The organism is Shewanella sp. ECSMB14102, from assembly GCF_000813075.1.
Classification (GTDB): domain Bacteria; phylum Pseudomonadota; class Gammaproteobacteria; order Enterobacterales; family Shewanellaceae; genus Shewanella; species Shewanella indica.
The window spans coordinates 35,000-56,726 of the sequence record NZ_JWGX01000019.1; the positions used below are offsets into that span (position 1 = coordinate 35,000).

Genomic DNA, 21,727 nt, shown 5'->3' on the forward strand with positions numbered 1-21,727 from the left:
ATACTTTCGGGTGATTTTTAACGGATCTCGACTCAGCCGAAATAGCTATTTTTCAGGTAAATATGTCGCTGGCGGGTGACTCGGTTCCGGCGCTGCTGTTAATGTAATGCTCTTGTTAAAGGAATGGCCTTTTCAGGCAACAAAGGGAATTTTCGGGGACAATGCCGCACTCTGTCTTGTTATTCATGCGCTGTATCTTGTGCTTACTGATGCTGACACTTGCGCCTGCTCCGGCGTTGGCCGCAGCCGAGGCGGATGACATAGAGATCAGTGGCCTGGTCATAGACAGAACCCTGACCCGCTTTGGCAAGGATTTTGGTTTTTACTACTCGGGGTATTGGCGGGATCTGCCCTTTACCCAGGGATTCAATGTCACCCTTTACGAAACGGTTTTCCCTCAGGCCGGCACCTTGCTGACACTGGAGGTTAACGGTACCCGTATTTACCAAACCCATTTTGGCCGCAGAGCCAGTCCCATCAAGGAGCGGGCCGAACAGGCGATTCTCTTGACCATAGATTATATCGCCTCGGTCAGAGCCCAATCCATGACAGGGGAATTGGGATCCCATTGGGATGGAATTTAGGAAGCAAGCACAATGACACTCAGGATGTTAATCGCGGCCGGCGCCTTGCTGGCTTTTTCGGGGCAGGCCACCGAACTGGTCTATACCCCAATCAACCCCAGTTTTGGCGGTAACCCTCTCAACGGTTCGTTTCTGCTGAGCAAGGCCCAGGCCCAAAATGACAATCAGGCCGCCGGCAATGAAAAGGACTTTGTTACCCGCTTCAAGGAGTCACTGGAGCGTAACATTATTAACTCTATCACCCGTGGTGTGGCCGACGGTGATATCACAGATGGCGTTTATGATACGGGTGACTACCGCGTCGAAGTGGCTTCTACCGGCAGCGGTGTGATGTTGACCATTACCAACCTGCTTTCCGGCGAAGTCACAGTGATAGAGATGCCTATTTATGGAGGTAATCCATGAGGTGGCTGGCATTGGTTTCACTGTTACTGCTGGGGGGCTGTAGCCTGGTTCCCAAGCCTGATTTGAATATCAATGAGGCCCAGGTAAATCCCTTGAGTGAAACCATGAAGGCGCTGCAGTCGCGTCCCGGCCCGCGTTTCCCTATCCCGGTTGCGGTTTACTCTTTCCGGGATCAGACCGGGCAATATAAGCCCCAGGCCAATGTCAGTTCCTTCTCGACCGCAGTGACCCAGGGTGCCACTTCCATGTTGGTGCAGACTCTGCTGGACTCCAGGTGGTTTACCCCTGTGGAGCGGGAAGGGCTGCAGAACCTGCTGACCGAGCGCAAGATCTCAGGTAAGCAGCAGGGGCGCAATAATGAAGTGCCGACCCTGACCAATGCCAGGCTGCTTCTGGAAGGTGGGATCATCAGCTATGAAACCAACGTGGAAACCGGCGGCAGTGGCGTGGAATACTACGGCATAGGCGCCTCCGAGCTGTACCGGGAAGATCAGGTGACCATATATCTGAGGGCGGTGGATGTGCACACAGGTAAGGTGCTGATGTCGGTCAATACCACCAAACGGGTGTTCTCTCAGGAGATGCGTGCCGGCCTGTTCCGTTACACCAGTTTGAACCGCCTGGCCGAGGCAGAAGTGGGCTTTACCACCAATGAGCCGGTACAGTTTTGTGTGTTGCAGGCGATAGAACTGGCGGTCTCCGAGCTTATCGATAAGGGGAGCCGCATGGGTTACTGGAGCGCCGAGGCCTCGGGCGACGACAACAGTCTGAGTCAGGGATAAACAGCTTGAGCGATAGGTAAATCTCAGTTTGTTGATTTTTAAAAAGAAGGGCCCGCAATTGCGGGCCCTTTGTTTGACTAACTCCAGGGCGTTCATTTCAGCTGGCTCATTTCAGGAGGCCGATTTCAAGAGCCAGGCTTGCGGCTGCCATTGGGGTTTGACTCCGAAGGGCTAGGCTGCAACACCGCGCCAGAACAGGCGAAAGCTGGCGTCTCTGGCCTCTCGGGTGGCCTTCTGAGGTTGATTGCAGAAGAAGCGCGCCGCAGCCAGGAACTGGCTGTGGCAAGCTTCCAGCAACAGTTCTCTGGGTAAATCTGCCAGAACCCCTTGGTTGATGCCTTGCTCCAACAGGTCAGCGATAAAGCCGAGAATGCCATGCATCGCCTGCTGCCGGACCGCTTCACTGACACTGGGCGACATGGCGTATTGCACAAAGAAACTCAGCTTCAGAGGCTGCGCCAGCGCCCAATCGAGCCCGGCCTGCCATAGCATTCCTGCCCGCTGCGGCAATTCAGTGATGCTTGCCGGCGTCTTTGGCAAACTTGCTGAAATGGCGTTGGCAAACTCTGTCTTGATAGCCAGAAACAGCTGATCCATCAGGGTTTCTTTACTGCTAAAGTGATGGAACAGGGTGCCGGTGGCCACGCCGGCGTGGCGGGCTATGCTGGCGGTCGAGGTGGCATAGAAACCTTGCTCGACAAACAGTTGCAATGCGCTGCCCAGGATCTGTTGCTTCTTGTCCTGTTTGCTGCTTATTGCCCGGGCAGCTTCGCTGCTGCGCTTCATCTGAGAAACACTTTAAGCAGCAGCTTCTGGATCCCCTTGCCGTAGGGAGGATGCACCAGTTTGCCGGTATTGAATCGCCCCCGGGACAGCACAGTGCGGGCGTGACTGAAGGTGCGAAACCCTTCCTGGCCGTGGTAGTGTCCCATGCCGGACGGACCTATGCCTCCGAAGGGGGCATCATCGGCGGCTACATGAAACACGGTTTCATTGATACAGACGCCGCCTGAGTGGGTTTGGGACAATACCTTTTGCTGCACTTCTTTATCGAAACTCATCAGATACAGGGCCAAAGGTCTGGGGCGCGCCTTGATATAGTCGAGCGCCTGCCCCAGCTCTTGATAACTGACCAAGGGCAGTAAAGGGCCGAAGATCTCTTCCTGCATCAGTTTCATATCATCGCTGACCTTGGTCAGCAACAAGGTGGGCCATTTGCGCTGTTTGGCGCTGGGCAGTTTGCTGAGTGGTTGCTCGCGGTCGGCGGCAAATACCTGTGCCCCTTTGGCGGTGGCATCTTCCAGGAGGGCGACCAGCCTGGCGGCCTGACGTTCGTTGAGTATCTGGCCATAGTCCGGGGTGTTGTCAAAGTCGGGATAAAACTGCTGGAAGCGGCGCCGATAGGCGCTAATAAACTCAGCCTCTTTGCCACTGGGGCAGAGAATATAGTCGGGGGCGACACAAATTTGCCCGGCGTTGAGACACTTGCCGTAGATGAGGCGCTCTACCGCCGTCTCCATGGGCATGTCCCGGGCGATTAACACAGGGGACTTGCCTCCCAGCTCCAGGGTGACAGGGGTGAGATTATCGGCCGCCGCGCGCATTACATGGCGTCCTACCTGAGTCGAGCCGGTAAACAGCAGATGATCGAAGGGCAGGGCGGAGAAACTGGCGGCAATCTCGGCTTCCCCTTCAATCACACAGACCTCGGAGCCATCGAATACTTCGGCCAGCAGGGAGCGCAGGGCGGCATTGGTGTGGGGAGTAAATTCAGACAACTTCAACATGGCGCGGTTACCGGCGGCAATCACTGTTGCCAGCGGACTCAAGGACAACATGATAGGAAAGTTCCACGGCACTATAATACCCACCACGCCTTTGGGTTGATACTCCACCCTGACGCTGGCCGGGGCCAGCAATAATCCGGCATGGCGGCGACTGGGTTTCATCCAGCCTTTGAGATGCCTGAGGCTGTAGTTGATCTGGGTAACGACCGGCAGTATGTCGGAGATCAGGCTATCGTCGGTCGATCTGTGGCCATAGTCGCGACTGAGTGCATCCGTGAGGGCTTGCTGGTGTTTCAACAAGGCTTGTTTTAACGCCTTGAGCTTGGCCTTGCGCTCGCCAAGGCTTGGCATGGGGGCGGCATTGAAAGCCTGGCGCTGCACGGTGAATTTTTGCAGTAATTGCTGATTTTCCACTGTGAGCGGCTCTGGGTTAACAAGCGACATTTTGCCTCCTTCGGCAACCATTAAGCTGCTTTTAAAATAACCGACTGATTAGTCGGTCTGATGTTAGTTCAGTCTGCGCCTATTGGCAATAACCGGGCTATATTTGATATGGATCACAGAATGCGTTACGGTCGCCAACTAGACTGAAATCGAATAGATGGGGCTTTGTTTTTGAAATCGTTGACATAAGGAATTGATGATGAGCTTGAACATGCATGGTATTTCAATCGGAATTGAGCGTTATGGTGATGACGATTTCTTTGTCACCATGAAAGCCGTGGGAAAACTGACCCACGAAGACTATGAATATATGGTGCCTATGCTGGAATCGGCGATATCCGGTGTGAAGGATCCGGATATTTACGCCCTGCTGGATGTTACCGAAATGGATGGCTGGGAAGCCAGAGCCATGTGGGACGATCTCAAGCTGGGGATCAAGCATGGGCGCCATTTCGAGAAGATTGCCATCATAGGCAATACCAGTTTGCAGGAATGGATGACCAAGATGGCCGACTGGTTCACTCCCTTAGATGTGAAGTTCTTTGTCGACCGTCTCGATGCCATCGACTGGCTGAAAGACTAAACCGTCTTGCCATGAAATGCCCGCGACCTGTGAGGAGGCGCGGGCATTTTTTATTGTCATTCCAACAGGGCTTTGAGCTGCTCGCTGCGCTCTTGAGTCAAGAGCGCCTGCCACTCCTGCTCAGTGGTAGAGCCTTCAAGTGCGGCAAATAGGCGCGCATTGCTGTCGCGGTATTTAAGCCATAACCGCTGCACCGCGCGAAGGTCTTCTTTGGTCACTTCAAACATATAAAGCTCGGGATCATCCGCCGGGCGCAGTTTCTTCATCAAGGCACGGTACACTTGGTTGAGCTCTTTGTCGGCGCTGGCAAAGTCAGGGAAAGTGCTCACCACTTGCTCTTCGTTACTGAGCATTTCCAAACGTGCCAGATAGTTTTGCCGCTGCTCGCTCTGGGAGCCGATAATAAAGGCGCTGCGACCGCTGCCGCCATGAGCTTCCTCCCTTGAGGTTTTCGCTTGCAACCACAGCTCGAATGCGCTGTTGGCCGACTCAAGTAATTTAAGCGGCGCTAATCCCAGGCGTTGTTTGATATTTTGGTTGATCTCTTCTTGTTTGGCGAGGCGTTGCTGCTCCAGCCGCTGCTCTTCCCGTGAGGCACAAAAGCCCATTCCCATGCCGCTGGTAATCGCGCTACAGAGATCAAATTCAGTGGTCTGTTTGGCACCGGGGTCGAGTTTGAGCCTGTCTTTGACGGCGATATCCAGCTCGGCCGGTACCTCGGCGCCATAGCAGATGAGCTGCAGTACCTGGCGGTCATAATTGTTGCCATCTTGCAGTTTGGAGAGATTCTCGGCCTGTTGCCACAAACGGTAGCTATAGCCTTCCTCTAAGGGCGCGCTCAGAGCCTTAAGCCGGTTGAAATCGGGCTTGTCGGCATAGATGCAGGCATCCAGCGTGGTTTGATAGTCGAAGCTAAAGTCCGGGTGGTGAATTCGATACTGTTTTAACACCTCGGCCAGCCTGACAGGATCGGCACTGTTTGTTGAGCCGCCGCGGGTCAGCAGGCGCTCTGTCAGGTAATAGAAGGCCTTGGGGTGACCGGCCCTTGCCGCCTGGCTTAAATGCGCTATGTCTTCGGCCAAAGGTAAGGAATAACTGTAGCTCAGCATGAAGTGGGCTTCGCTGCTGCCAAGGGCCGCGGCTCGTTCAAAGAGCGGCTTGGCCTGCTGGCTCTGTCCGGCTTGTTGCAGCGCCTTGGCTTCTTCTACCAGACTGGCGGCATCCTCGGCGTAAACCGGGGTAAAAATAATCACCAATAGGCTTACGGTTGTGGCTAAATGGAGTAAAGTATTCATAGGGTGCTTAAAAGTTTTGCAATATAACTTGTTGATATTATTCGGCAGGTATCTCATTAGTCGATACCCGTCGTGTCAAGGAGGTCGCTATGCGTAACAAAGATATCCTCTGGCCTACTGATTTCAGTGATACAGCCGCCAACGCATTGAGATATGCTATTGAAATGGCTAATCTTTACCATGTAGGACTGCGAATTTTGCACGTGGTGGATCAACCTTTCGGTGATGAAAACTATCAGCTGTTGATCATCACTCCGGAAGAACTGGCACAAACCATGGAGAAGGCCGCCGCCGAGAAGATGCATGAGTTGCTGGCCAAGCTGAAAAGCCCGCTGAAGATTGAAACTGTGATTCGCCGTGGTGACGCAGTTGATGAGATCCTGGCGGAAGCCGAGTCTGCCGATGTCGGTATGATAGTGATTGCCAGCCATGGTCGCAGTGGTCTGGCCCATTTCCTCAGCACCAATGTGGCCGAGGCCGTGGCCAACAAGGCAAGCTGTCCCGTGCTGGTGGTGAAGTAGCAAGTCGATGCCGCTTGAATGAGCACTAGAACGAGGAGCCGGGCTGCTCTAGAAAGGTCAGCTCCTCGGCGGTCGACTCTCGTCCCAATATGGCATTGCGATGGGGATAGCGGCCAAACCTGTCGATAATCGCCTTGTGTCTCAATTCAAAGTCATAGTTGTCCTTGGTCTGTTCGGAGGTGAATAGTTCCAGGGCTTTTTGATGGATAAGCGCCGACTCGCTGTGCATAAAGGGCATATAGAGGAATGCCAGCATAGGGGCTTGCAGCTGTTTGTCGGCGCCTATGCTGATAGCCTCCTGCGCCAGAGCCAATGCCATGGGATCGGCACTGAAGGCATCGGGAGTGTCGCGGTGAATGTTGCGCGAGAACTGATCCAGCAGCAAAATTTCCGCCAGGCGCCCTTGTGGCGTTTGCCGCCAATGCCACAACTCGCCCTGACGGGCCGCATTGAGCAAGGCGCCGAAACGACGCTCAATTGTTTGGTCAAACTCAGGATCCTTGACCCACCAGGCCTTGGGGTTTATCTCTTCAAACCAAAAATGGATTATCTGTTGTGGCTTGTACTCGGAGACGATTTGAGCTGACATGACAATTCCTTCTATTGACCTGAGATTAAATCCAGTTGCTGTGATCATGGGCGATAAGCCCAAGGGTTTGCGCCGCGATATCCTGCGCCTTGGCCAGCGGGATCGCAGGTAGCGTCAGTTCACCGCTGGCCAGCCCCAGTTTGAGGCTGGCGAGGCCTCGGCGTTTTTGTCCCCGGCTTTGGATCAGCTGCAGATGTTGCACCTTGTTCAGCGACACCAATAGCCAACTGTGGCTTAGGATCCCTTTGTGGATCCAGAGATCGTTTTCAATCCGCCAAAACCCCCATTGACGATAGCGTAGGTAAAGCGCCGGGACAGCCATTACTCCTGCCAGTAATAGTAGCCAAACTTCTGTCGTCAGACCCCAAAACGCCCATGTCAACGATGCGGGAGTTAAGCACCACAGCGCCCTATAGTAAAACCAGCTCGGGTGAATGGGGTGCCAACGATTGGGAATACGGTCGGCCTTGCTGCTTCTTTGGTTGAGCCTTTTCAGCAGGCGATGCACTTCGCCGCTACCGAGAGATGGCACCAACATGTGATTGCTGTTGCCCCCTTCCACTTCATTGCCTTTTACCTGCTTGAAGCTCAAAGTCCAGCGTTTCAGCCAGCGGGCCAGCAATGGCTGCTGCAAACTGATGAGTTGAATCCTGTGCTGCTTGAGTATGTCTTGCTGGTGGGACAGCAGGCCGCCGCTACGCTGTAATGTTTCCTGCTCCTGGGTCAGGCGATAGGGGGCATATTTCAGCAGCGCCGCGACTATTGAGATCAAGGAAAACAGCAGATAGCCAAGGAGCAGAAGGCCGACAAGGAACCCCAGCTCCAGCAGCAGGTTGCCGCTTACCTGCTGCTGATGCCAGTCGAAGACTTGTGTCAGCCCGAGCTCCATCAGTTGACTGCCTTCGAGCTGGCTGAGCACCGGACCTGCGATGACGGCAAACCAAACAAAATTATTCTGATACAGACCAAAGAGCGCCAGCTCGGCCAGGGACTTCTTCACCAGTAAGCGGGAGTTTGGCGGTGCAGAGGTGGCGGCGCTTTGGTCTGTGTCGGCCTGTTTCATCAATTGCCGCCTCAGTGACTCGGCCTGAACTTGGGTGACTGCGCTTAAGCAGGCTTCATCCTTGGTTGAACCCGCAGTTTCCACTATCAAGTTACCCAGTCGCAACGGCTTAAAGTAAAAAGGCTGTTCCAGACGCACATTCTGAATTCTATCTACCGGCAGTTCGACTTTGCGCCTGAACAGGGCGCCGCTGTGGACCTCGAGTTGCCCTCGAGTCAAGCGATAACGGAATTTACGCCAGCTCAACAGCCCATGGGCAAAAATGATTACCAGGGTCAATACCAGCGCCAGTGGCAGCCAAACGGAGTCAAATCCCTGCTGCCAGCCGGTATAGAGGATAGGCACCAGGGCATAGCCGTTGCTGAGGAAGTGCTTCAGGCTGGAGAGGCTGAAACTGATGATTGCCCAAGGCGAGAGCGAGTGCCAGTCGGCTTGCTGCACCTGGTTCAATTCGGCGTCTCCATTGAGGTGCCACTGACATTTTTACTCGCCAAGAGACAGCAGATGTTGGCGCAGCGCTTCGGCTACTTCATTCTCCAACCCGGGCAGGCTGACCTCGGCCGCCGAACTGCCGGCACTGTAGCAGCGCAAACTTGTCAGTCCGAAATGGCGCTGCAATGGTCCCTGAGACAGGCTCACATGTTGCAGCCTGCTGGCCGGCATGGCGGTATGGCTCTGCCACCAAAGCCCTTCACGTAGCAAAATGCCGTATTCACAAACGCCATAACCCATGGCTCCGGCTTGTTTTTGATTGAGCCAGATCTTGAATCCCAAAAGCAGCAGTGCCAGCGTGACCGAGATGATGACTTCAAGACCACTCAGTTTGGCGCTGAGCAGTAAAGCAGGCACTAGCAGCAGTATGATCAGTGCCATCAGCAGCAGGTTTTGCCACAGCAATTGTTGGCGGTAGCGGGGAGACAAAGGGGTTAAGGGTTGGCTGTCAAAGCCTAACCACTGTTGCTGTGGCAGGGGCGAGTGGGGCGAGCGGATATCCATGTGCTTTGAGTCCTTGGGGCATTGACTCGACTATAGCAATAGAGAGTTTGTCGCTTCAAGCAGCCAGCTCGGATGGCAGAGACTTGATGCAGTTCCAGATCCTGAGCGATTGCACTTGTGTTAACAACTGGATATCAAGTAGTTTGGTTGCAAGACTTTGTTGCCTGTGTGGTGCTCGTTTTCTCAAACGCGCCGCTACTGGCTGTAAACCATCAGGACGATGAGTATGTTCCAAGCCGATAAGGTATCCAAACAGCAAACCGCCTTTTTACGTAAGCTCTATCTGGCCCACCTGATAGACGATAGCCAACATAATCTGTTGTCCTTGCAGAAGGAAACCGGCATGCCGCGCCGCACCTTGCAAGATGCCATTGCCGCCTTCGGCGATATAGGTATTCAGGTGGACTTTATCCAGGATGGCCGCCGGAATAACTCAGGGCACTACCATATCCGCACCTGGGGGCCGATTAACAGCGCCTGGGTCGGTACTCACCTGGAGCAGATACGCACCTTGTTGTTTAGCGACATCTGAGCTTCTCTGTTGCCATTAACCGTCAGGAAGTTCGCGGATTATCGTATCTTAAATCATGCCGCAACTTGTTCGTGTGTGGCTGAACTCACTGTGAGGAAGCTATCTTTATAACCTTATCAGTTCTCCAGCTCAGCATTAAGTATTTGATAAGTTTATATAAAAATAAACCAAATCCAGCTTAAAATCAGCAGTATCCAAGGTAACAAGAGTTGCCATTTGGGGATGTGGCTTGAAGGCATTTCGCTTGCCTCTACACAGTCATCTTCGTCGTGCTGGAGTTTCTTTTTCTGTCTAAGCTCTTGCTTGCGCGCCTTGTCTCTTTCTCTGGCCTTGGCCTTTTGTTGCTTCTTGTATTCGGCAATGCCTTTCTCTATGCCCTGGGCAATGAGGCGGGTTTGCTCCTTGGTCTGCCCCGCCTTTTGAGTGGCTTTGGCCATACGCATGGCTTCGGTTTGGGTTTCGTTGGAAATCGCTGGCTTCTTGTTCATCTCTGATGGGGTTGATGACTGACCCAAGGATTATACTTGCCTGCTTGACGTTCTGACCACAGACGGCTTCACATCAAAGGTGTTTGTTGGTGCTGAATTTGTTCTGGGTCATCTTATGGCAGGGTTCATACTGCATGGGCTTTGATAGCTTCAAAAATAGAGTCTCTGTCCCTGCGCGTCGGCGAAGGTGCCAGGTTCATAGTGCCAGACCCTGGAAATCAGTTCAGGTGTCAAAGCCTGTTGGGGCGGCCCCTGTACCAGGAGTTTTCCTTTGTCCATAACCAGCAATTGATCAGCATAGTGACTGGCCTGGTTGAGGTCGTGCAGCACGGCCAATACAGTGTAGCCCTGCTCATGTGCCAGCTCTCTGGCGAGCCGCAGTACTCTGTGTTGCTGGGCCAAATCCAGTGCCGAGGTGGGTTCATCCAGCAAGAGTACAGGCGAGTGCTCGGCCTGGGCCAATTGAGTCAAAACCCTGGCCAACTGAACCCGCTGGCGTTCACCGCCGGACAGTGCCGGATAGTTGCGCTCACTCAGATGAGCCAGGTCCAGACGCCAAAGTTGCTGCTCAACCAGTTGGGCGGCATCTCTGGCACTGAGACTGAGAGGATACAGGCCCATGGCTACCACTTCACGAACGCTGAAGGGAAAGCTGAGACTCGAGTGTTGCGGCAACATGGCCAGATGCCTGGCCAAGGCTTGCTTCGGCCACTGCCCAAGAGGCGAGCCGTGAAGGCTTATCCGCCCGGCATCGGCCTTGAGCTCCTGGGTCAACAGCCTTAGCAGACTGGACTTGCCGGCGCCATTGGGCCCCAGCAGAGCGTAAAATTGGCCGCTTTGCAGTCGGCAACTGACATCGGTCAGCAAGGGCTTGTTGTCGACTCTGGCATGGAGATGTTTGAGCTCCAGTACTTGCTCAGTAACTGCGGTGGACTCAAATGGCATGGCTGTCTGTGCGGCAGTTGTCGTGGTCACGGATTCAAGTGAAGGCATGGAGTACCTCAATAAAGCTTACGTCGCTGACTCAGCAGCAAATAGAGGAAGAAGGGAGCGCCGAGCAGAGCCGTCATCAGGCCGACAGGGATCTCCGCCGGTGACATCAAGGTACGGGCCCCTGAGTCGGCCAATGCCAGTAGCACGGCGCCGAGAATGGCACTCAGCGGCAGCAGTTGGCGATGATCCGGCCCCTTGAGCAGTCGCACCAGATGCGGTACCACCAGTCCGATAAAACCTATGATGCCGGTGGCCGCCACGGCAACACCAACACCCAAAGAACAGAGCAAGATCAACTTCAGCTTGAGCCTGTCTACCTCTATGCCCAGATGACGCGCCTCGGATTCGCCCAGCAATAGGGCGTTGAGCGCCAATGCCTGTTTGTTGAACTGCCAACTCACCAAGGCCAGTACCGGCAGACAGATAAAAACGGATTGCCAACTGGCACCGGCGATGGCCCCCAACTGCCACAGGCTAAGATCCCGCAGTGCCATGTCGTTGGCAAGGAAAGTCAGCATGCCAATTCCGGCACCGGCCAGGGCGGTAATAGCCACCCCGGCCAGCAAGAGTAACACCACTGAGGTGCTGCCACCTGAAGTGGCGAGCCGGTAAACCAGTAAACTGGTTGCCAGACCGCAGAGAAAAGCACCAAGGGGGACGGCATAGCTGCCAAGATGCGGCAGCAGCACTATACAGATGGCGGCTCCCAGCGCCGCGCCCGAGGACACACCTATGATGCCTGGGTCAGCCAGAGGGTTACGAAACAGGCCTTGCATTACGGCGCCGCACTGTGCCAACAGGGCGCCGACAATCAGTGCCAGCAAGGTTCTCGGCAGACGGACATTTTGCACTATCAGGGTATTGGCTTCCTGCCCGGCGGCGACTGAGCCAAACAGGGCGTCGATTATATCGCTCAAGCCTATGGTCACTGGCCCTGTTGTTATCGAGAGCAACGCGGAAAACAGCAGCAGGCTGGCGAGTCCAGGCCAGAGCCAGGGGTGACGGTGGGTGGGCAGCACGGCAGCCATGATTATTGCTCCAGCAGTTCCTGATTCAGGGACTCGGCCGCTTCAATGGCGGAGATACCCAATCCTCCGAGTAAGGCCTGAGGTTGGAGATCCCGGATCAAACCGGCTTTTCCGGCCGGAGTATGGGCCAGTAGTGGCATGCTCTTTAGTAGCTTATCGGCTTGAGGCTCGGGTTGCTCGCTGGCGCTTGAGAGTAAAATCAGCTCTGGCTTGAGCGCCAGAATGCCTTCCTGAGACAGGCTGCGGTAGCCGCTGAAGTCGGCGGCGTTGGTGGCACCGGCCAGCTGGATAATGATATCGGCGGCCGTATCGGCGCCGCCGACTCTGGCGGGACGCTCTGACTGCAGCAACATAAACATGACTTTGGGAGGATGTTTGAATTTGGCCGCAGATTGCGCCAGCTGCTGTAACCTGCCACCCAGGGTATTGGCCAGTTCGGTGGCGGCTTTCTCCTTATTCAGGGCCTTTCCCAGAGTGAGGATATTTTGCTGCAGTTGCTCGGCGGTATCGGCCGCCTCCAGGGTAATAACCGGTACACCGGCCTGTTTTACCAGATCTATACTGCTGGTAGGTCCCATCACAGAGGTGCCAATCAGGAGATCCGGTTTTTGCGCCAATATGCCCTCGGCTGACAGCATTCTGTGGTAGCCGAGTCTTGGCAGTTTCAGCGTCTTTGGCAGGGCGCTACTGGCGTCGACAGCCACCAGTTGTGGGGCGGCATCCAATGCCAGCACCAATTCAGTGACACCGGCACCGGCACTGATCACTCGCTTGGGGGGCTCTTCAGCGGCAAAAAGCGGCATGGCGAGCAGGCCACAGAGAAAGATAAGAGAATTTTTCATTCTAGCTCCAAAATAATTCAGGGACTCATCGCCACAGACTTGTGTCTGAGGTTTCATCAGGTGTTTAGGGTTCCATCAGAACCCGGGTCTGGCTGATCTGCAGCCGTTGCAGCAGACTCAGCAGCTGCATCAGCGGCTGGACTCTTGCCTCCTTGTCGGCGGCCACGATTAAGGTCAGCTCGGGATCGTCGGCCAGCGCTTGAGTCAGGGCCTGCTCGAACGCGTCGAACCGGGCAAATTTTTGTTCATTGAGTGCCCAGAACGGCGCCTGGGGTAACACGCTGACCGTCAATTGAGTCTGCGCTTGTGGGCTCAAAGTGCTGGCGCTGTTATCCGGCACTTCAATCGGCAGGCTCAATAACCTGGGGTTGGCTGTGAGCAGTAAAAACACCAATACTATGAAGATGATGTCTATCAAGGGGGTTAGATCCAGGCCGCTATCCAGGCCATGCTCTTCCTTAATTTCAATCATGACAGCGGCTCCGGATGGCGCCGCTTGCCGTTGACACCGGTGAGCTTGGTCAGGTTGAAGGCGGCGTAATCATTGTCTTCGCCCTGCAGCGGAACCCCTTCCAACCAAAGGTTGAGATGATTCAGTACATGGGCGCAGGAGGCCACTGAACGCTCGGCCCAGAGTCCGAACAGCTGCGCTCCCAATAACGCGGGTACAGCGATCAACAAGCCGGCGGCTGTGGTGTACATGGCTAATCCCAAGCCCGAGGCCAACAAGGCCGGAGTGATACTGTCACTCTGATTGGCGCCAATATCGTTGAACATCTCCACTAGCCCCAGCACAGTGCCGAGTAAACCCAGAAGCGGGCTGATGGTACCTATGTATTGCAGCAACTTGAGTCCAGCGTGGAGTTTGCGCTTCTCCCTTGCCAGCCAAAGTGACAACAACTCTTCCCGCAGCGCCTTGGGTTGTGCGGCCTGCCTCAGCAAATGGCGGGCACCGCAGGAAATCAGTCCCCGGTTATCTTTCAGGCGTTCAAGCAGGCTGTCACTGCTTTCATCCAGTGTGCCGTTGCGTAATTCGCCGAGCCAGGATTGGCGCCTGAACAGGCTGGGCAACAAGATGGCAAAGCGCTCCAGTAATATCATCAGGGTCAGAAAGGCGCAGATGAGCAAAGGCCAGGTAAGAGCGCCTAGTTGCTGGTGCAGGCTTTGGTACAAATTTAATTCCATCGTGTCTCCAACTGTTAATTAAGGGCGAAGCGAACCGGCACCCTGACTTTGAAACGGGCCGCTGAAGCTTGGGAAGGAATGCTGAACTGCCAGTGGCGTACGGCGGCCAATGCCGCTTCATCCAAAATGGCATAGCCTGAGCTGCTGACGAGCAAGGCGTTTTGGGTTCTGCCCTGGTGATCAAAGAAGATGTCTACCAGAGCCGTACCTTCAAAGCCCCGCTTGCGGGCGAGTTTGGGGTAGCTCGGCGGCGTCGGCGGGCTGGCAAATACAGGCTCAGCCAGCTCTACTGTGTGATTCAGCCCTGAGGTGGCGGCAGTTTGAACCTGTGACGAAGGAATACCCGGCTTTTCCTCATGGGACACAGGCTCTTCTCGCGGAGTCGATGGGGCGTGTTTCGGTTCAGATTTCTCTGCTATCTCACGCGGCTTTTTCTGAGTCGGTTGTGGCTTGCTCATCTTTGAAGTTTGTTTCTGACTCGCTTTGAGCGGCCTGGTTTTGAGCAGCTTTGACTTTGGCGGCTCAGGTTTCGCCACATTCTGTTTCAGCAGTTCTTGATGTTGAGGGGCTTTATGTTCAGCTTCTTTATGCTTAGCGGATGGGGCGTTTGCCGCAGGGTGGCTTTCGGCGTTAGCAGCCTGGTTTTGAGTCTGTTCTGAGGCAGTTTGGGACGCTGCAGCAGGGGCTGCGCTGAAACTCAGTTGCAAACCGCCCTTGGTGGGCATTACCAAAGGATCTGGGGTGGCTGTCTGAGAGGCCAATACGGCACTCTGAAGTGACAATGCCATGAGCGCAAAACCACAATAACGCTTGGGGGTCACGCCGTTACTCCTGTTTACAACCGCTTGTTGCGGCGGGTGAATGTTCAAATTCAACTAAGCAAGGACCCGTAAGGCTCAATGCTGTTCAGTCTTGGGTCGGCTCTGTCCCTGAGCCGCCACCATTCCATGGTTCCTGCCTTTACCGTCTGGCCAGTTTTTACCGTTTGGCTGGCACCGCATTTAGTACCGAAAAATGGCTTGGCTTCCCGAGTAACTTTCCCTTTCTTCAGATTAAAATATATTAGAGTAAATAATATTGCAAATGATAATAATTACTATTTGATCATCTTCTAAAGTTAAGCTAGAGTGCCGCCTTAAGTGGTGTTGTCCCGGGCTTGCTGTTTGCCCTTGGGCTCAATTTATTTTCAGTAATGCCACTCCCATGAGAAAGGCTGGAGATACAGCCTGATAATCTGTTTGAGGATTAAGATGATGAATAGAAAACCGCTGGTTATGGCTATTACTCTGGCATTGGGAACCCCCCTCCTGAGTCTGGCCGCTGTTGCCGAGCAGGTGAAAACAGCTGAATTTGATGAAGTGCTGGTAAGTGCTACCCGCATTCAGGAGAAAGTCTCTGAATCCAGCCGCAGTGCTGCGGTTGTCGGTGAAGAGCAGTTGGCCGAGAAGCAGGGCAACTCGGTGGCCGAAGTGCTCAAGACGGAAGCCAACATCAATATCGCCAATGGCCCCAGGGCATCTGCCCAGCAGGTAGAAATTCGTGGTCTCAGTGGCCAGAGGGTATTGCAGACCATAGATGGTGCCAGGCAAAACGTCAGTGCCGGCCACAGAGGCACCTTCTTTATGGACCCTGAGCTGCTCAGTTCTGTTGAGGTTGTACGTGGCCCGGCTTCCAGCCTTTGGGGCAGTGGCGCCATAGGCGGTGTGGTATCGCAAAACACCAAGTCGGCCAGAGAGATGCTCGACGAAGGCCAGAGCTTTGGTGGCTATCTCAAGCAGGGCTATGAAACCAATGGCCAGCGCAGCAAGAGCAGTGGTGCCATTTATGGAGCCAAGGGCAGTATCGACTGGTTGTTGAACGGCAGCTACAGCGACGGCGACAACATCAAGGCCGGTAATGACAATACCCTGGAAAACAGCGCCAGCCGTAGCCGCAGCGGCTTGGCCAAGTTCGGTTGGCAGTTGGATGAGGCGCAAAGGTTGCAACTTTCCGGCAGGATCAATGAGATCTTTGAAGCCGTGCCCAGTAATCCGGCCACAGGTGTCAGCAACAGTGTGCCTCTGGTGCGCCGTGACAGTAAAGATTCCAACCTGACCCTGGACTACAGCCTGGCACCAAGGGGCAACGCCCTTTTGGATCTGGATGCCAAGTTCTATTGGAACAAGACGGATTATGATGAGAATCGCCTGACCAAGGGCCAGTTCGACACCACAGAATATGAAACCCTGGGGTTCAGTATTGCCAATCGCAGTCAATGGCAGGGGCTCAAATTAACTTATGGTCTGGACGGCTACCGCGACCAGATAGAAACCTTCCGTGATGACAGCGGCCAGAGCGGTCAGCGTCCCGGCAACATAGATGGTGAGTCTCGGGTGTGGGGCGCTTTCGTTGCCGCCAATATCGCCCTGGGGGAAAACTGGTCATTGGATCCGGCGCTGCGTTACGACAGCTTTGAAAACGAAAGCAATAACCTGGGCCATTCCAGTGATGACGATGCCTTGTCTCCCTCGTTGGCACTGGTGTGGAAGACTGCGCCTTGGCTGACACTCAGCGCCCGTTACGATGAAGCCTTCCGCGCACCATCAGTGGAGGAGATGTACTCCAGCGGTACTCATTACTGTATTCCTCCCATCCCTAACTTTTTGCCCAACGGCCTGTGCAATACCTTTGAGGTCAATGAAAACCTCAAGGCTGAAAAGGCCAAGAACAAAGAATTGAAGGCCGATATGCGCTTTGCCGAGCTGGCGGGCAACGATGAACTGGCGCTGAGCCTGAGTGTATTCAGAAACGATGTCGATGACTTTATCGAGCAGCGGGTGACCAATCCACTGCACGGCATTCCCAGACTTGAGCAGAACACCCGCTGGGATAACGTCGACAAGGCCAGACTGACTGGCTTTGAACTGACAGGAAAGTATCGCATCAATCAGACCCGCTTATCGCTTAGCTATGGTCAGACTGAAGGTAAAGACAGGCATGACGGGGGCTATCTGGCTAATATTCCGGCCAACAAGCTGGTGCTCGACTTGTCGCAGGGGATCATGGCGGGCGATATGAAGCTGGGAACCCGGGTCAGCTATAACGCCAGTCAAGACAGGGTGCCCAAAGATAACCCGGTTAACCGCTACCAGGACTACACCCTATGGGATGTGTATCTGGCTTGGGAGCCTGCCATGGGGACCTTCGAAGGGTTGCGGGTCGACTTTGCCATTGAAAACATTGGCGATGAAGAGTACATCCAAGCCTGGCAAACCCTGATGGATCAAGGGCGCAACTTCAAGCTCTCGGCCCGTTACCGTTTCTGATGGAGCAACAGATGCAGATAAGCGATACAACAAGGGCGGCCGCTGGCCGCCTGCAGATAGCCGCCGCCATGCTGGAACACCCCGAGTGGTTGCCGGCCGATGCCGCCGCTAATCTGGGGATTTCAGAGCTTGAGGTGGTGCAGGCATTACCGGCCGAGCAGCAGCAATTCTTGCCGCTGGAGTGGCTGGAAGCCCTGCTGCAGGCACTGCCTGAGTGGGGTAAGTTGACCACCATAGTCACAGTTGCCGGGCAGATATTTGAATTCAAAGGCGACTTCCCCAAGGGAAAGACGGCTCATGGCTATTTTAACCTCTACAGCAAGGGAGATGGCCTGCATGGCCATCTGAAATTGGAGAATTTCAGTGCCATTGCCTTGATAAGTCGTCCATTTCGGGGCACTGAAAGTCATTCGATTAATTTCTTCGGCCCTGATGGCGCCATCGTTTTTAAGGTCTATTTGGGCCGGGATCAACAACGCAAGCTGCTGCCGCCACAGTTGGCACTGTTTGCCGACTGGCGTCACCGTGGTGAAGTGGCTGCCCAAAAGGGGGAAATATGACCAGTGAAAACCAACGCCTGCAGGAAAAACTGCTGCCGGAAATCGAAGAGTTCAAACAGGGGCGTACCACCTTGCAGTTGGCGACCCAGGATGCCAACGGGATCCCCAACGCCAGTTATGCGCCGTTCGCGCTGGCCGATGATGGTTTCTATATTCTGGTAAGCGATCTGGCGCGTCACGGTATCAACCTTAAACAGTCACCGCGGGTATCTGTGATGCTGGTGGAAGACGAAGCCGAGGCGCGCAGCGTGTTTGCCCGCCGCCGCCTGACCTTTGATGCCGCCGCCGAGCTGATAGCAAGAGACAGCCCGAGCTTTGCCAAAGGGGTACAGGTGTTGTCCGGGCGCTTCGGTGAGATGATAGATAACCTGGCGGCCTTGACCGATTTCAACTTGTTTAAGCTGGTGCCCGAGCGCGGTCTCTATGTCAAAGGCTTTGGCCAGGCGTTCAGTCTCAGCGGTGCCGAGTTGTTGGATGTCAACTGGATGCGTGATGGTCACCATGGAACGCCCAAGGCCGTACCTGCCTGAGCTGGACTCATCGGCGCTTTGGCGCCACAATCCTGATTAACAGTCATTGTCTGGATTTTCTCTTGTCTGCTCCTCAAACCTCTTCGGCTCGGATCCTGCCCTGGATCCTGAGCTTTCTTAAGCCTTATCGTTTGCGGGTTGCCCTGGCGCTGCTGTTTCTGCTGCTGGGGTCATTGGCCTGGCTGGCCCTGGGGCAAGGGGTTCGCTTGATAGTGGATGAGGGCTTTATGGCCGACAACTCGGGGCGCCTCAACGAAATTGTATTGCTTATTCTGGGGATCACCTTGGTCAGTGCTGTGGCCGTGTTCTGCCGCTTTTATCTGATGACCTGGCTCGGTGAGAAAGTCAGCAACGATATTCGCCGCTTGGTGTATCACAGGTTACTGGAACAAAGCCCGGTGTTTTTCGCCCGTTTGCGCACCGGGGAAATCATCTCCCGCTTTACCGCCGACAGCACTCTGTTGCAGACAGTTATAGGTTCTAGCCTGTCGATGGCGCTGCGATCTTCAGTGACCACTATGGGTGGCTTGGTGATGATGGCTTTTACCAGCATCAAGCTCACGGCCTTGGTGCTGCTGGCCGTGCCGCTGGTGTTGGTGCCTGTAGGTTTGCTCGGGCGGCGGGTACGCAAGCTTGCGCGCACCAGTCAGGACAGTGTCGCCGATCTCGGCGCCTATGTGGATGAAACCTTGCATGAGATCCACACGGTACAATCCTATGGTCACGAGGCTCGCGATCGCGATAATTTTGACGGCTACCTGGCGGCGGTGATGCGTGCTGCCAGTGGTCGCATCCGCTATCGCTCGGCACTGATCTCCTCTGTCATGTTGCTGACTATCGGTGCCATAGTGGCTGTGACCTGGGTGGGGGCCAGAGACGTAATGGCCGGTGTGGTCAGCGCCGGTGAGCTGTCGGCATTCATGTTTTACGCCATGATGGTGGCGGGCGCGGTGGCCACCATAAGCGAAGTGATAGGTGATATTCAGCGGGCCGCCGGTGCCAGCGAACGCTTGATGGAGCTGGCCGAGTCCAAGGCAAATATTGCCGAGCCGGCCAAGCCGCTGGCGCTGCCCAGTCCGCTCAAGGGGGAACTCAGAATAGAGCAGCTGAGTTTTGCCTATGATGAGGGCGCAACTGTGCTTGAGGATCTCAATATCCATATTCAACCCGGTGAACGGGTGGCTTTGGTTGGGCCCAGCGGTGCCGGCAAGAGTACGTTGTTTCAGCTGCTGCAGCGTTTCTATCAGCCGAGTTGCGGCCGCATTCTGCTCGATGGTGTCGATATCGCTTCTGTATCATTGGCGAGCCTGAGGGCACAGTTTGCCCTGGTGCCCCAGGAGTCGGTGATCTTCGCCACCAGTGTGCTGGAAAATGTGCGTTATGGCCGCCCGGAGGCCAGCCTGGAAGAGGTGGTTGCCGCCTGCAAGGGCGCCAGAGCTCATGAATTTATCAGTGAGTTTGCCCAGGGGTATGATACCTATTTGGGTGAGCGTGGCGTGCGTCTTTCCGGTGGTCAAAAGCAGCGAATTGCCATTGCCCGCGCCATCTTGGCCCGCAGGCCTTTACTGCTGCTCGATGAAGCCACCAGTGCCCTGGATGCGGTCAGTGAAGTCAAGGTCAAACAGGCTTTGGATGAGTTGATGGCGGGACGAACCACTCTCATCATAGCCCACAGATTGGCGACAGTGCTCAATGCCGACCGTATTCTGGTGCTGGAGCGGGGGCGATTATTGGCCAGTGGCAGCCACAGTGAGTTGATGCAAACCAGCCCGCTGTACCGTGAATTTGCCAGTCTGCAGTTGCTTGCGCCCGATGGCCTGGCCGGGAGCTCAAACGAGCCCGGGCAGACATCATCGCTGGCTTGATCTCAGCGCTTCTGTTTTAAATAAATGATCAGGCCAGTCACGGCCAGCAACAATAAGGCGATCGCCGCCAGATCCATCAGATAACTACCGGCAGCGCCGAAGATCCGGCCGCTGTGCAGATCCTGAAGAACCCTGTGCCAGGACAGGCGACTGGCGCGAATATCTCCGAGCAACTGCTGCGTTTGTATCTTTGCCCCTTCGAGTGGTTTTATCCAGGGGAGGGCAACCAGGCTGCTGGCCGCTTGCCAATCCAACAGTTCGCTGTCGCTGCGATATTGGCCCCGGGGTGTTTTCAGCCAGACACTGCCGGGCTCGACCGCCATGGCGTTTATCTGCGGCGGCAAACCTGTCAGCTCGGTTTGGGTTTCCAGCACAGCAAGATCCTGGCTCAAAATTGTCAAACTGTTTCGGGTCAGCAGCAGCCACTTGTCTTCAAAGGGGGCTATGGCCAGTATCTCATCGGTTTGCTCGGCTAGCGGCGTGCCGGCTATCCAGGCCTGCCCCTGACTGCTGCCCGCCAGCGGCTGGGCTTGCCAGACTTTGACATCTTCCGGGGCGCCAATGCCGTAATAGTCTTGCAGCCATTGCCAGTGCACGCCTTGGGATAGGTTCAGCTCACGGCCGTGATTCAAAGCCAGGCCGGTCAGAGTCAGCAGCAACACAAGCACACTGCTGATGATGCCAATACGTCTGTGCCAGGGGCGCAGGGTGCGCAGGAGACGGACTCGAAAGTCCGGATGTTTACGTGTCATCTGGGCTCGCTGTTTTGTTGCAGGCTGTGTTGTTGCAGATCGTGTTGCAGGCTGAGTTGCCGGTCAAGATAGAGGGCGATGCGGGCCAGTTTGGTCAGGGCCCTGACGGAAAGTGTCGCTCCGGTAATGCCATCTATATGTTTGTCCAGCTGTTTATCTTTTGTGAGTGTTGCCGATTTAAATTGGTCGGTAAAGAAGTCGTGCCTGACTTCATCGCCGCGGCTCTCGCGGTAGATAAGCACCTTGGTGCGATAAATCTGCCCATGGCGCACCTGAATACCCACAGTGATTGGCGCTTCTTTACCTATCTCCTCGAGGATCCAGACAGTGTCGTCTCCCTGCTGCCAATAGCGGGTACGCAGCGGCCGAAAATCGTGGGCCAGTATCTCTTCTATGACCTGGCGTTGCTCGGCGCTGAACCAAAAGACTTTGGCTTTCGCTTGACCTTTACCTTGGTTTCCCAAGGCCTGGGTGACAAAGTCTGCCGGGCTTTGGTAAACGCTTTGCGCCGCCTGGGTTTGAGTGAATGGCAGCAAAAACAGCGAGAGTAATGCAATAAGAGTCTTCATAAATGCCTCAATGAGGGCGCCCCAGAGGG

The 21,727-nt window shown here is 54.9% G+C and carries 25 protein-coding genes; 10 read left to right on the forward strand and 15 right to left on the reverse strand.

From position 1 onward, the window contains the following. The first annotated feature begins 209 nt into the window (after positions 1 to 209). Genes RC73_RS07845 through RC73_RS07855 form a run of 3 tightly spaced genes read left to right on the forward strand, consistent with a single transcriptional unit; the run spans position 210 to position 1,771 of the window. Entirely contained in the window at positions 210 to 584 is a 375-nt protein-coding gene (locus RC73_RS07845) for a curli production assembly/transport protein CsgE (RefSeq protein ID WP_052248079.1), read from the forward strand. A 12-nt stretch (positions 585 to 596) separates the two neighbouring features. After that, positions 597 to 989, forward strand: coding sequence for a curli assembly protein CsgF (locus tag RC73_RS07850; protein WP_039034129.1), 393 nt, complete (start codon positions 597 to 599; stop codon positions 987 to 989). Further along, positions 986 to 1,771: a CsgG/HfaB family protein gene (locus tag RC73_RS07855; protein WP_039034130.1), complete on the forward strand. Its 786-nt coding sequence runs from the start codon at positions 986 to 988 to the stop codon at positions 1,769 to 1,771. Before RC73_RS07850 ends, RC73_RS07855 begins: the two co-directional genes overlap by 4 nt. 171 nt (positions 1,772 to 1,942) lie before the next feature. On the opposite strand, the gene RC73_RS07860 is transcribed toward RC73_RS07855, so the two are convergent. Beyond that, complete coding sequence (locus tag RC73_RS07860) at positions 1,943 to 2,557, reverse strand: TetR/AcrR family transcriptional regulator (RefSeq protein WP_039034131.1); 615 nt, start codon at positions 2,555 to 2,557, stop codon at positions 1,943 to 1,945. Beyond that, positions 2,554 to 4,002, reverse strand: coding sequence for a coniferyl aldehyde dehydrogenase (locus RC73_RS07865; RefSeq protein ID WP_039034168.1), 1,449 nt, complete (start codon positions 4,000 to 4,002; stop codon positions 2,554 to 2,556). The genes RC73_RS07860 and RC73_RS07865 overlap by 4 nt, the downstream gene beginning before the upstream one ends. A gap of 199 nt (positions 4,003 to 4,201) precedes the next feature. Here RC73_RS07865 and RC73_RS07870 point away from each other — a divergent pair, with 199 nt between their 5' ends. Continuing rightward, positions 4,202 to 4,585, forward strand: a complete 384-nt coding sequence (locus RC73_RS07870) for an STAS/SEC14 domain-containing protein (RefSeq protein ID WP_039034132.1) — start codon at positions 4,202 to 4,204, stop codon at positions 4,583 to 4,585. 56 nt (positions 4,586 to 4,641) lie between these two features. Here the strand turns inward: RC73_RS07870 and RC73_RS07875 are convergent, their stop codons facing one another. Next, positions 4,642 to 5,880, reverse strand: coding sequence for a lysozyme inhibitor LprI family protein (locus RC73_RS07875; protein WP_160289564.1), 1,239 nt, complete (start codon positions 5,878 to 5,880; stop codon positions 4,642 to 4,644). Positions 5,881 to 5,969: 89 nt separating this feature from the next. On the opposite strand from RC73_RS07875, the gene RC73_RS07880 reads away from it, so the two are divergent. Continuing rightward, the gene (locus tag RC73_RS07880) at positions 5,970 to 6,401 is read left to right on the forward strand and encodes a universal stress protein (RefSeq protein ID WP_039034134.1); all 432 of its coding nucleotides are present in this window, start codon (positions 5,970 to 5,972) and stop codon (positions 6,399 to 6,401) included. Positions 6,402 to 6,426: 25 nt separating this feature from the next. Here the strand turns inward: RC73_RS07880 and RC73_RS07885 are convergent, their stop codons facing one another. The 3 genes from RC73_RS07885 to RC73_RS07895 are packed head-to-tail and all read right to left on the reverse strand — an operon-like array spanning position 6,427 to position 9,049. Beyond that, positions 6,427 to 6,990, reverse strand: a complete 564-nt coding sequence (locus tag RC73_RS07885; RefSeq protein ID WP_039034135.1) for a DUF924 family protein — start codon at positions 6,988 to 6,990, stop codon at positions 6,427 to 6,429. Between the two features lie 25 nt (positions 6,991 to 7,015). Continuing rightward, the gene (locus RC73_RS07890; RefSeq protein ID WP_039034169.1) at positions 7,016 to 8,494 is read right to left on the reverse strand and encodes a PH domain-containing protein; all 1,479 of its coding nucleotides are present in this window, start codon (positions 8,492 to 8,494) and stop codon (positions 7,016 to 7,018) included. Between the two features lie 42 nt (positions 8,495 to 8,536). Further along, a complete protein-coding gene (locus RC73_RS07895; RefSeq protein ID WP_052248062.1) occupies positions 8,537 to 9,049 on the reverse strand; it encodes a PH domain-containing protein in 513 nt (170 codons plus the stop codon). Between the two features lie 226 nt (positions 9,050 to 9,275). Between RC73_RS07895 and RC73_RS07900 the strand changes: the two genes are divergently transcribed. Further along, positions 9,276 to 9,581, forward strand: coding sequence for a winged helix-turn-helix domain-containing protein (locus RC73_RS07900; RefSeq protein WP_039034136.1), 306 nt, complete (start codon positions 9,276 to 9,278; stop codon positions 9,579 to 9,581). Between the two features lie 152 nt (positions 9,582 to 9,733). On the opposite strand, the gene RC73_RS07905 is transcribed toward RC73_RS07900, so the two are convergent. The 7 genes from RC73_RS07905 to RC73_RS07935 all read right to left on the reverse strand — a co-directional run bounded on the left by RC73_RS07905 (position 9,734) and on the right by RC73_RS07935 (position 14,938). Next, positions 9,734 to 10,069 carry a DUF2956 domain-containing protein gene (locus RC73_RS07905; protein ID WP_039034137.1) on the reverse strand — a complete coding sequence of 112 codons (336 nt, stop codon included), beginning with the start codon at positions 10,067 to 10,069 and terminating at the stop codon, positions 9,734 to 9,736. A gap of 150 nt (positions 10,070 to 10,219) precedes the next feature. Further along, entirely contained in the window at positions 10,220 to 11,014 is a 795-nt protein-coding gene (locus RC73_RS07910) for a heme ABC transporter ATP-binding protein (protein WP_052248080.1), read from the reverse strand. A 56-nt stretch (positions 11,015 to 11,070) separates the two neighbouring features. Further along, a complete protein-coding gene (locus RC73_RS07915; RefSeq protein WP_039034138.1) occupies positions 11,071 to 12,090 on the reverse strand; it encodes a FecCD family ABC transporter permease in 1,020 nt (339 codons plus the stop codon). A 2-nt stretch (positions 12,091 to 12,092) separates the two neighbouring features. Beyond that, the gene (locus RC73_RS07920; RefSeq protein WP_160289565.1) at positions 12,093 to 12,932 is read right to left on the reverse strand and encodes a heme/hemin ABC transporter substrate-binding protein; all 840 of its coding nucleotides are present in this window, start codon (positions 12,930 to 12,932) and stop codon (positions 12,093 to 12,095) included. 64 nt (positions 12,933 to 12,996) lie between these two features. Then, the gene (locus tag RC73_RS07925; protein WP_039034139.1) at positions 12,997 to 13,404 is read right to left on the reverse strand and encodes an ExbD/TolR family protein; all 408 of its coding nucleotides are present in this window, start codon (positions 13,402 to 13,404) and stop codon (positions 12,997 to 12,999) included. Then, positions 13,401 to 14,117, reverse strand: coding sequence for a MotA/TolQ/ExbB proton channel family protein (locus RC73_RS07930; protein WP_052248064.1), 717 nt, complete (start codon positions 14,115 to 14,117; stop codon positions 13,401 to 13,403). The genes RC73_RS07925 and RC73_RS07930 overlap by 4 nt, the downstream gene beginning before the upstream one ends. A gap of 14 nt (positions 14,118 to 14,131) precedes the next feature. Further along, positions 14,132 to 14,938, reverse strand: a complete 807-nt coding sequence (locus RC73_RS07935) for an energy transducer TonB (RefSeq protein WP_039034140.1) — start codon at positions 14,936 to 14,938, stop codon at positions 14,132 to 14,134. 432 nt (positions 14,939 to 15,370) lie between these two features. On the opposite strand from RC73_RS07935, the gene RC73_RS07940 reads away from it, so the two are divergent. From RC73_RS07940 to RC73_RS07955, 4 genes are read left to right on the forward strand one after another with little or no spacing between them, the layout of a single operon-like run. After that, positions 15,371 to 17,422 (forward strand): TonB-dependent hemoglobin/transferrin/lactoferrin family receptor, encoded by a 2,052-nt coding sequence (locus RC73_RS07940; RefSeq protein WP_039034141.1) that lies wholly within the window; start codon positions 15,371 to 15,373, stop codon positions 17,420 to 17,422. Positions 17,423 to 17,433: 11 nt separating this feature from the next. Next, positions 17,434 to 17,982 (forward strand): heme utilization cystosolic carrier protein HutX, encoded by a 549-nt coding sequence (hutX, locus tag RC73_RS07945; protein WP_405130414.1) that lies wholly within the window; start codon positions 17,434 to 17,436, stop codon positions 17,980 to 17,982. Beyond that, complete coding sequence (gene hutZ / locus RC73_RS07950) at positions 17,979 to 18,512, forward strand: heme utilization protein HutZ (RefSeq protein ID WP_039034142.1); 534 nt, start codon at positions 17,979 to 17,981, stop codon at positions 18,510 to 18,512. Before hutX ends, hutZ begins: the two co-directional genes overlap by 4 nt. A 32-nt stretch (positions 18,513 to 18,544) precedes the next feature. Then, positions 18,545 to 20,377, forward strand: coding sequence for an ABC transporter transmembrane domain-containing protein (locus tag RC73_RS07955; RefSeq protein WP_052248066.1), 1,833 nt, complete (start codon positions 18,545 to 18,547; stop codon positions 20,375 to 20,377). Positions 20,378 to 20,379: 2 nt separating this feature from the next. Here the strand turns inward: RC73_RS07955 and RC73_RS07960 are convergent, their stop codons facing one another. Then, positions 20,380 to 21,129 carry a PepSY-associated TM helix domain-containing protein gene (locus tag RC73_RS07960; RefSeq protein WP_052248067.1) on the reverse strand — a complete coding sequence of 250 codons (750 nt, stop codon included), beginning with the start codon at positions 21,127 to 21,129 and terminating at the stop codon, positions 20,380 to 20,382. Next, complete coding sequence (locus RC73_RS07965; RefSeq protein WP_052248068.1) at positions 21,126 to 21,698, reverse strand: FMN-binding protein; 573 nt, start codon at positions 21,696 to 21,698, stop codon at positions 21,126 to 21,128. Before RC73_RS07965 ends, RC73_RS07960 begins: the two co-directional genes overlap by 4 nt. Positions 21,699 to 21,727 lie beyond the last annotated feature (29 nt).

What these genes read in the sequence shown, in the direction of transcription:
- RC73_RS07960 (WP_052248067.1), bottom strand. Translation starts at nt 21,129, where the DNA reads ATGACACGTAAACATCCGGACTTTCGAGTCCGTCTCCTGCGCACCCTG.
- RC73_RS07885 (WP_039034135.1), bottom strand. Translation starts at nt 6,990, where the DNA reads ATGTCAGCTCAAATCGTCTCCGAGTACAAGCCACAACAGATAATCCAT.
- RC73_RS07850 (WP_039034129.1), top strand. Translation starts at nt 597, where the DNA reads ATGACACTCAGGATGTTAATCGCGGCCGGCGCCTTGCTGGCTTTTTCG.
- RC73_RS07925 (WP_039034139.1), bottom strand. Translation starts at nt 13,404, where the DNA reads ATGATTGAAATTAAGGAAGAGCATGGCCTGGATAGCGGCCTGGATCTA.
- RC73_RS07930 (WP_052248064.1), bottom strand. Translation starts at nt 14,117, where the DNA reads ATGGAATTAAATTTGTACCAAAGCCTGCACCAGCAACTAGGCGCTCTT.
- RC73_RS07865 (WP_039034168.1), bottom strand. Translation starts at nt 4,002, where the DNA reads ATGTCGCTTGTTAACCCAGAGCCGCTCACAGTGGAAAATCAGCAATTA.
- RC73_RS07910 (WP_052248080.1), bottom strand. Translation starts at nt 11,014, where the DNA reads ATGCCATTTGAGTCCACCGCAGTTACTGAGCAAGTACTGGAGCTCAAA.
- RC73_RS07860 (WP_039034131.1), bottom strand. Translation starts at nt 2,557, where the DNA reads ATGAAGCGCAGCAGCGAAGCTGCCCGGGCAATAAGCAGCAAACAGGAC.
- RC73_RS07940 (WP_039034141.1), top strand. Translation starts at nt 15,371, where the DNA reads ATGAATAGAAAACCGCTGGTTATGGCTATTACTCTGGCATTGGGAACC.
- RC73_RS07875 (WP_160289564.1), bottom strand. Translation starts at nt 5,880, where the DNA reads ATGAATACTTTACTCCATTTAGCCACAACCGTAAGCCTATTGGTGATT.
- RC73_RS07855 (WP_039034130.1), top strand. Translation starts at nt 986, where the DNA reads ATGAGGTGGCTGGCATTGGTTTCACTGTTACTGCTGGGGGGCTGTAGC.
- hutZ (WP_039034142.1), top strand. Translation starts at nt 17,979, where the DNA reads ATGACCAGTGAAAACCAACGCCTGCAGGAAAAACTGCTGCCGGAAATC.
- RC73_RS07900 (WP_039034136.1), top strand. Translation starts at nt 9,276, where the DNA reads ATGTTCCAAGCCGATAAGGTATCCAAACAGCAAACCGCCTTTTTACGT.
- RC73_RS07845 (WP_052248079.1), top strand. Translation starts at nt 210, where the DNA reads ATGCTGACACTTGCGCCTGCTCCGGCGTTGGCCGCAGCCGAGGCGGAT.
- RC73_RS07880 (WP_039034134.1), top strand. Translation starts at nt 5,970, where the DNA reads ATGCGTAACAAAGATATCCTCTGGCCTACTGATTTCAGTGATACAGCC.
- RC73_RS07965 (WP_052248068.1), bottom strand. Translation starts at nt 21,698, where the DNA reads ATGAAGACTCTTATTGCATTACTCTCGCTGTTTTTGCTGCCATTCACT.
- RC73_RS07905 (WP_039034137.1), bottom strand. Translation starts at nt 10,069, where the DNA reads ATGAACAAGAAGCCAGCGATTTCCAACGAAACCCAAACCGAAGCCATG.
- hutX (WP_405130414.1), top strand. Translation starts at nt 17,434, where the DNA reads ATGCAGATAAGCGATACAACAAGGGCGGCCGCTGGCCGCCTGCAGATA.
- RC73_RS07915 (WP_039034138.1), bottom strand. Translation starts at nt 12,090, where the DNA reads ATGGCTGCCGTGCTGCCCACCCACCGTCACCCCTGGCTCTGGCCTGGA.
- RC73_RS07920 (WP_160289565.1), bottom strand. Translation starts at nt 12,932, where the DNA reads ATGAAAAATTCTCTTATCTTTCTCTGTGGCCTGCTCGCCATGCCGCTT.
- RC73_RS07870 (WP_039034132.1), top strand. Translation starts at nt 4,202, where the DNA reads ATGAGCTTGAACATGCATGGTATTTCAATCGGAATTGAGCGTTATGGT.
- RC73_RS07895 (WP_052248062.1), bottom strand. Translation starts at nt 9,049, where the DNA reads ATGGATATCCGCTCGCCCCACTCGCCCCTGCCACAGCAACAGTGGTTA.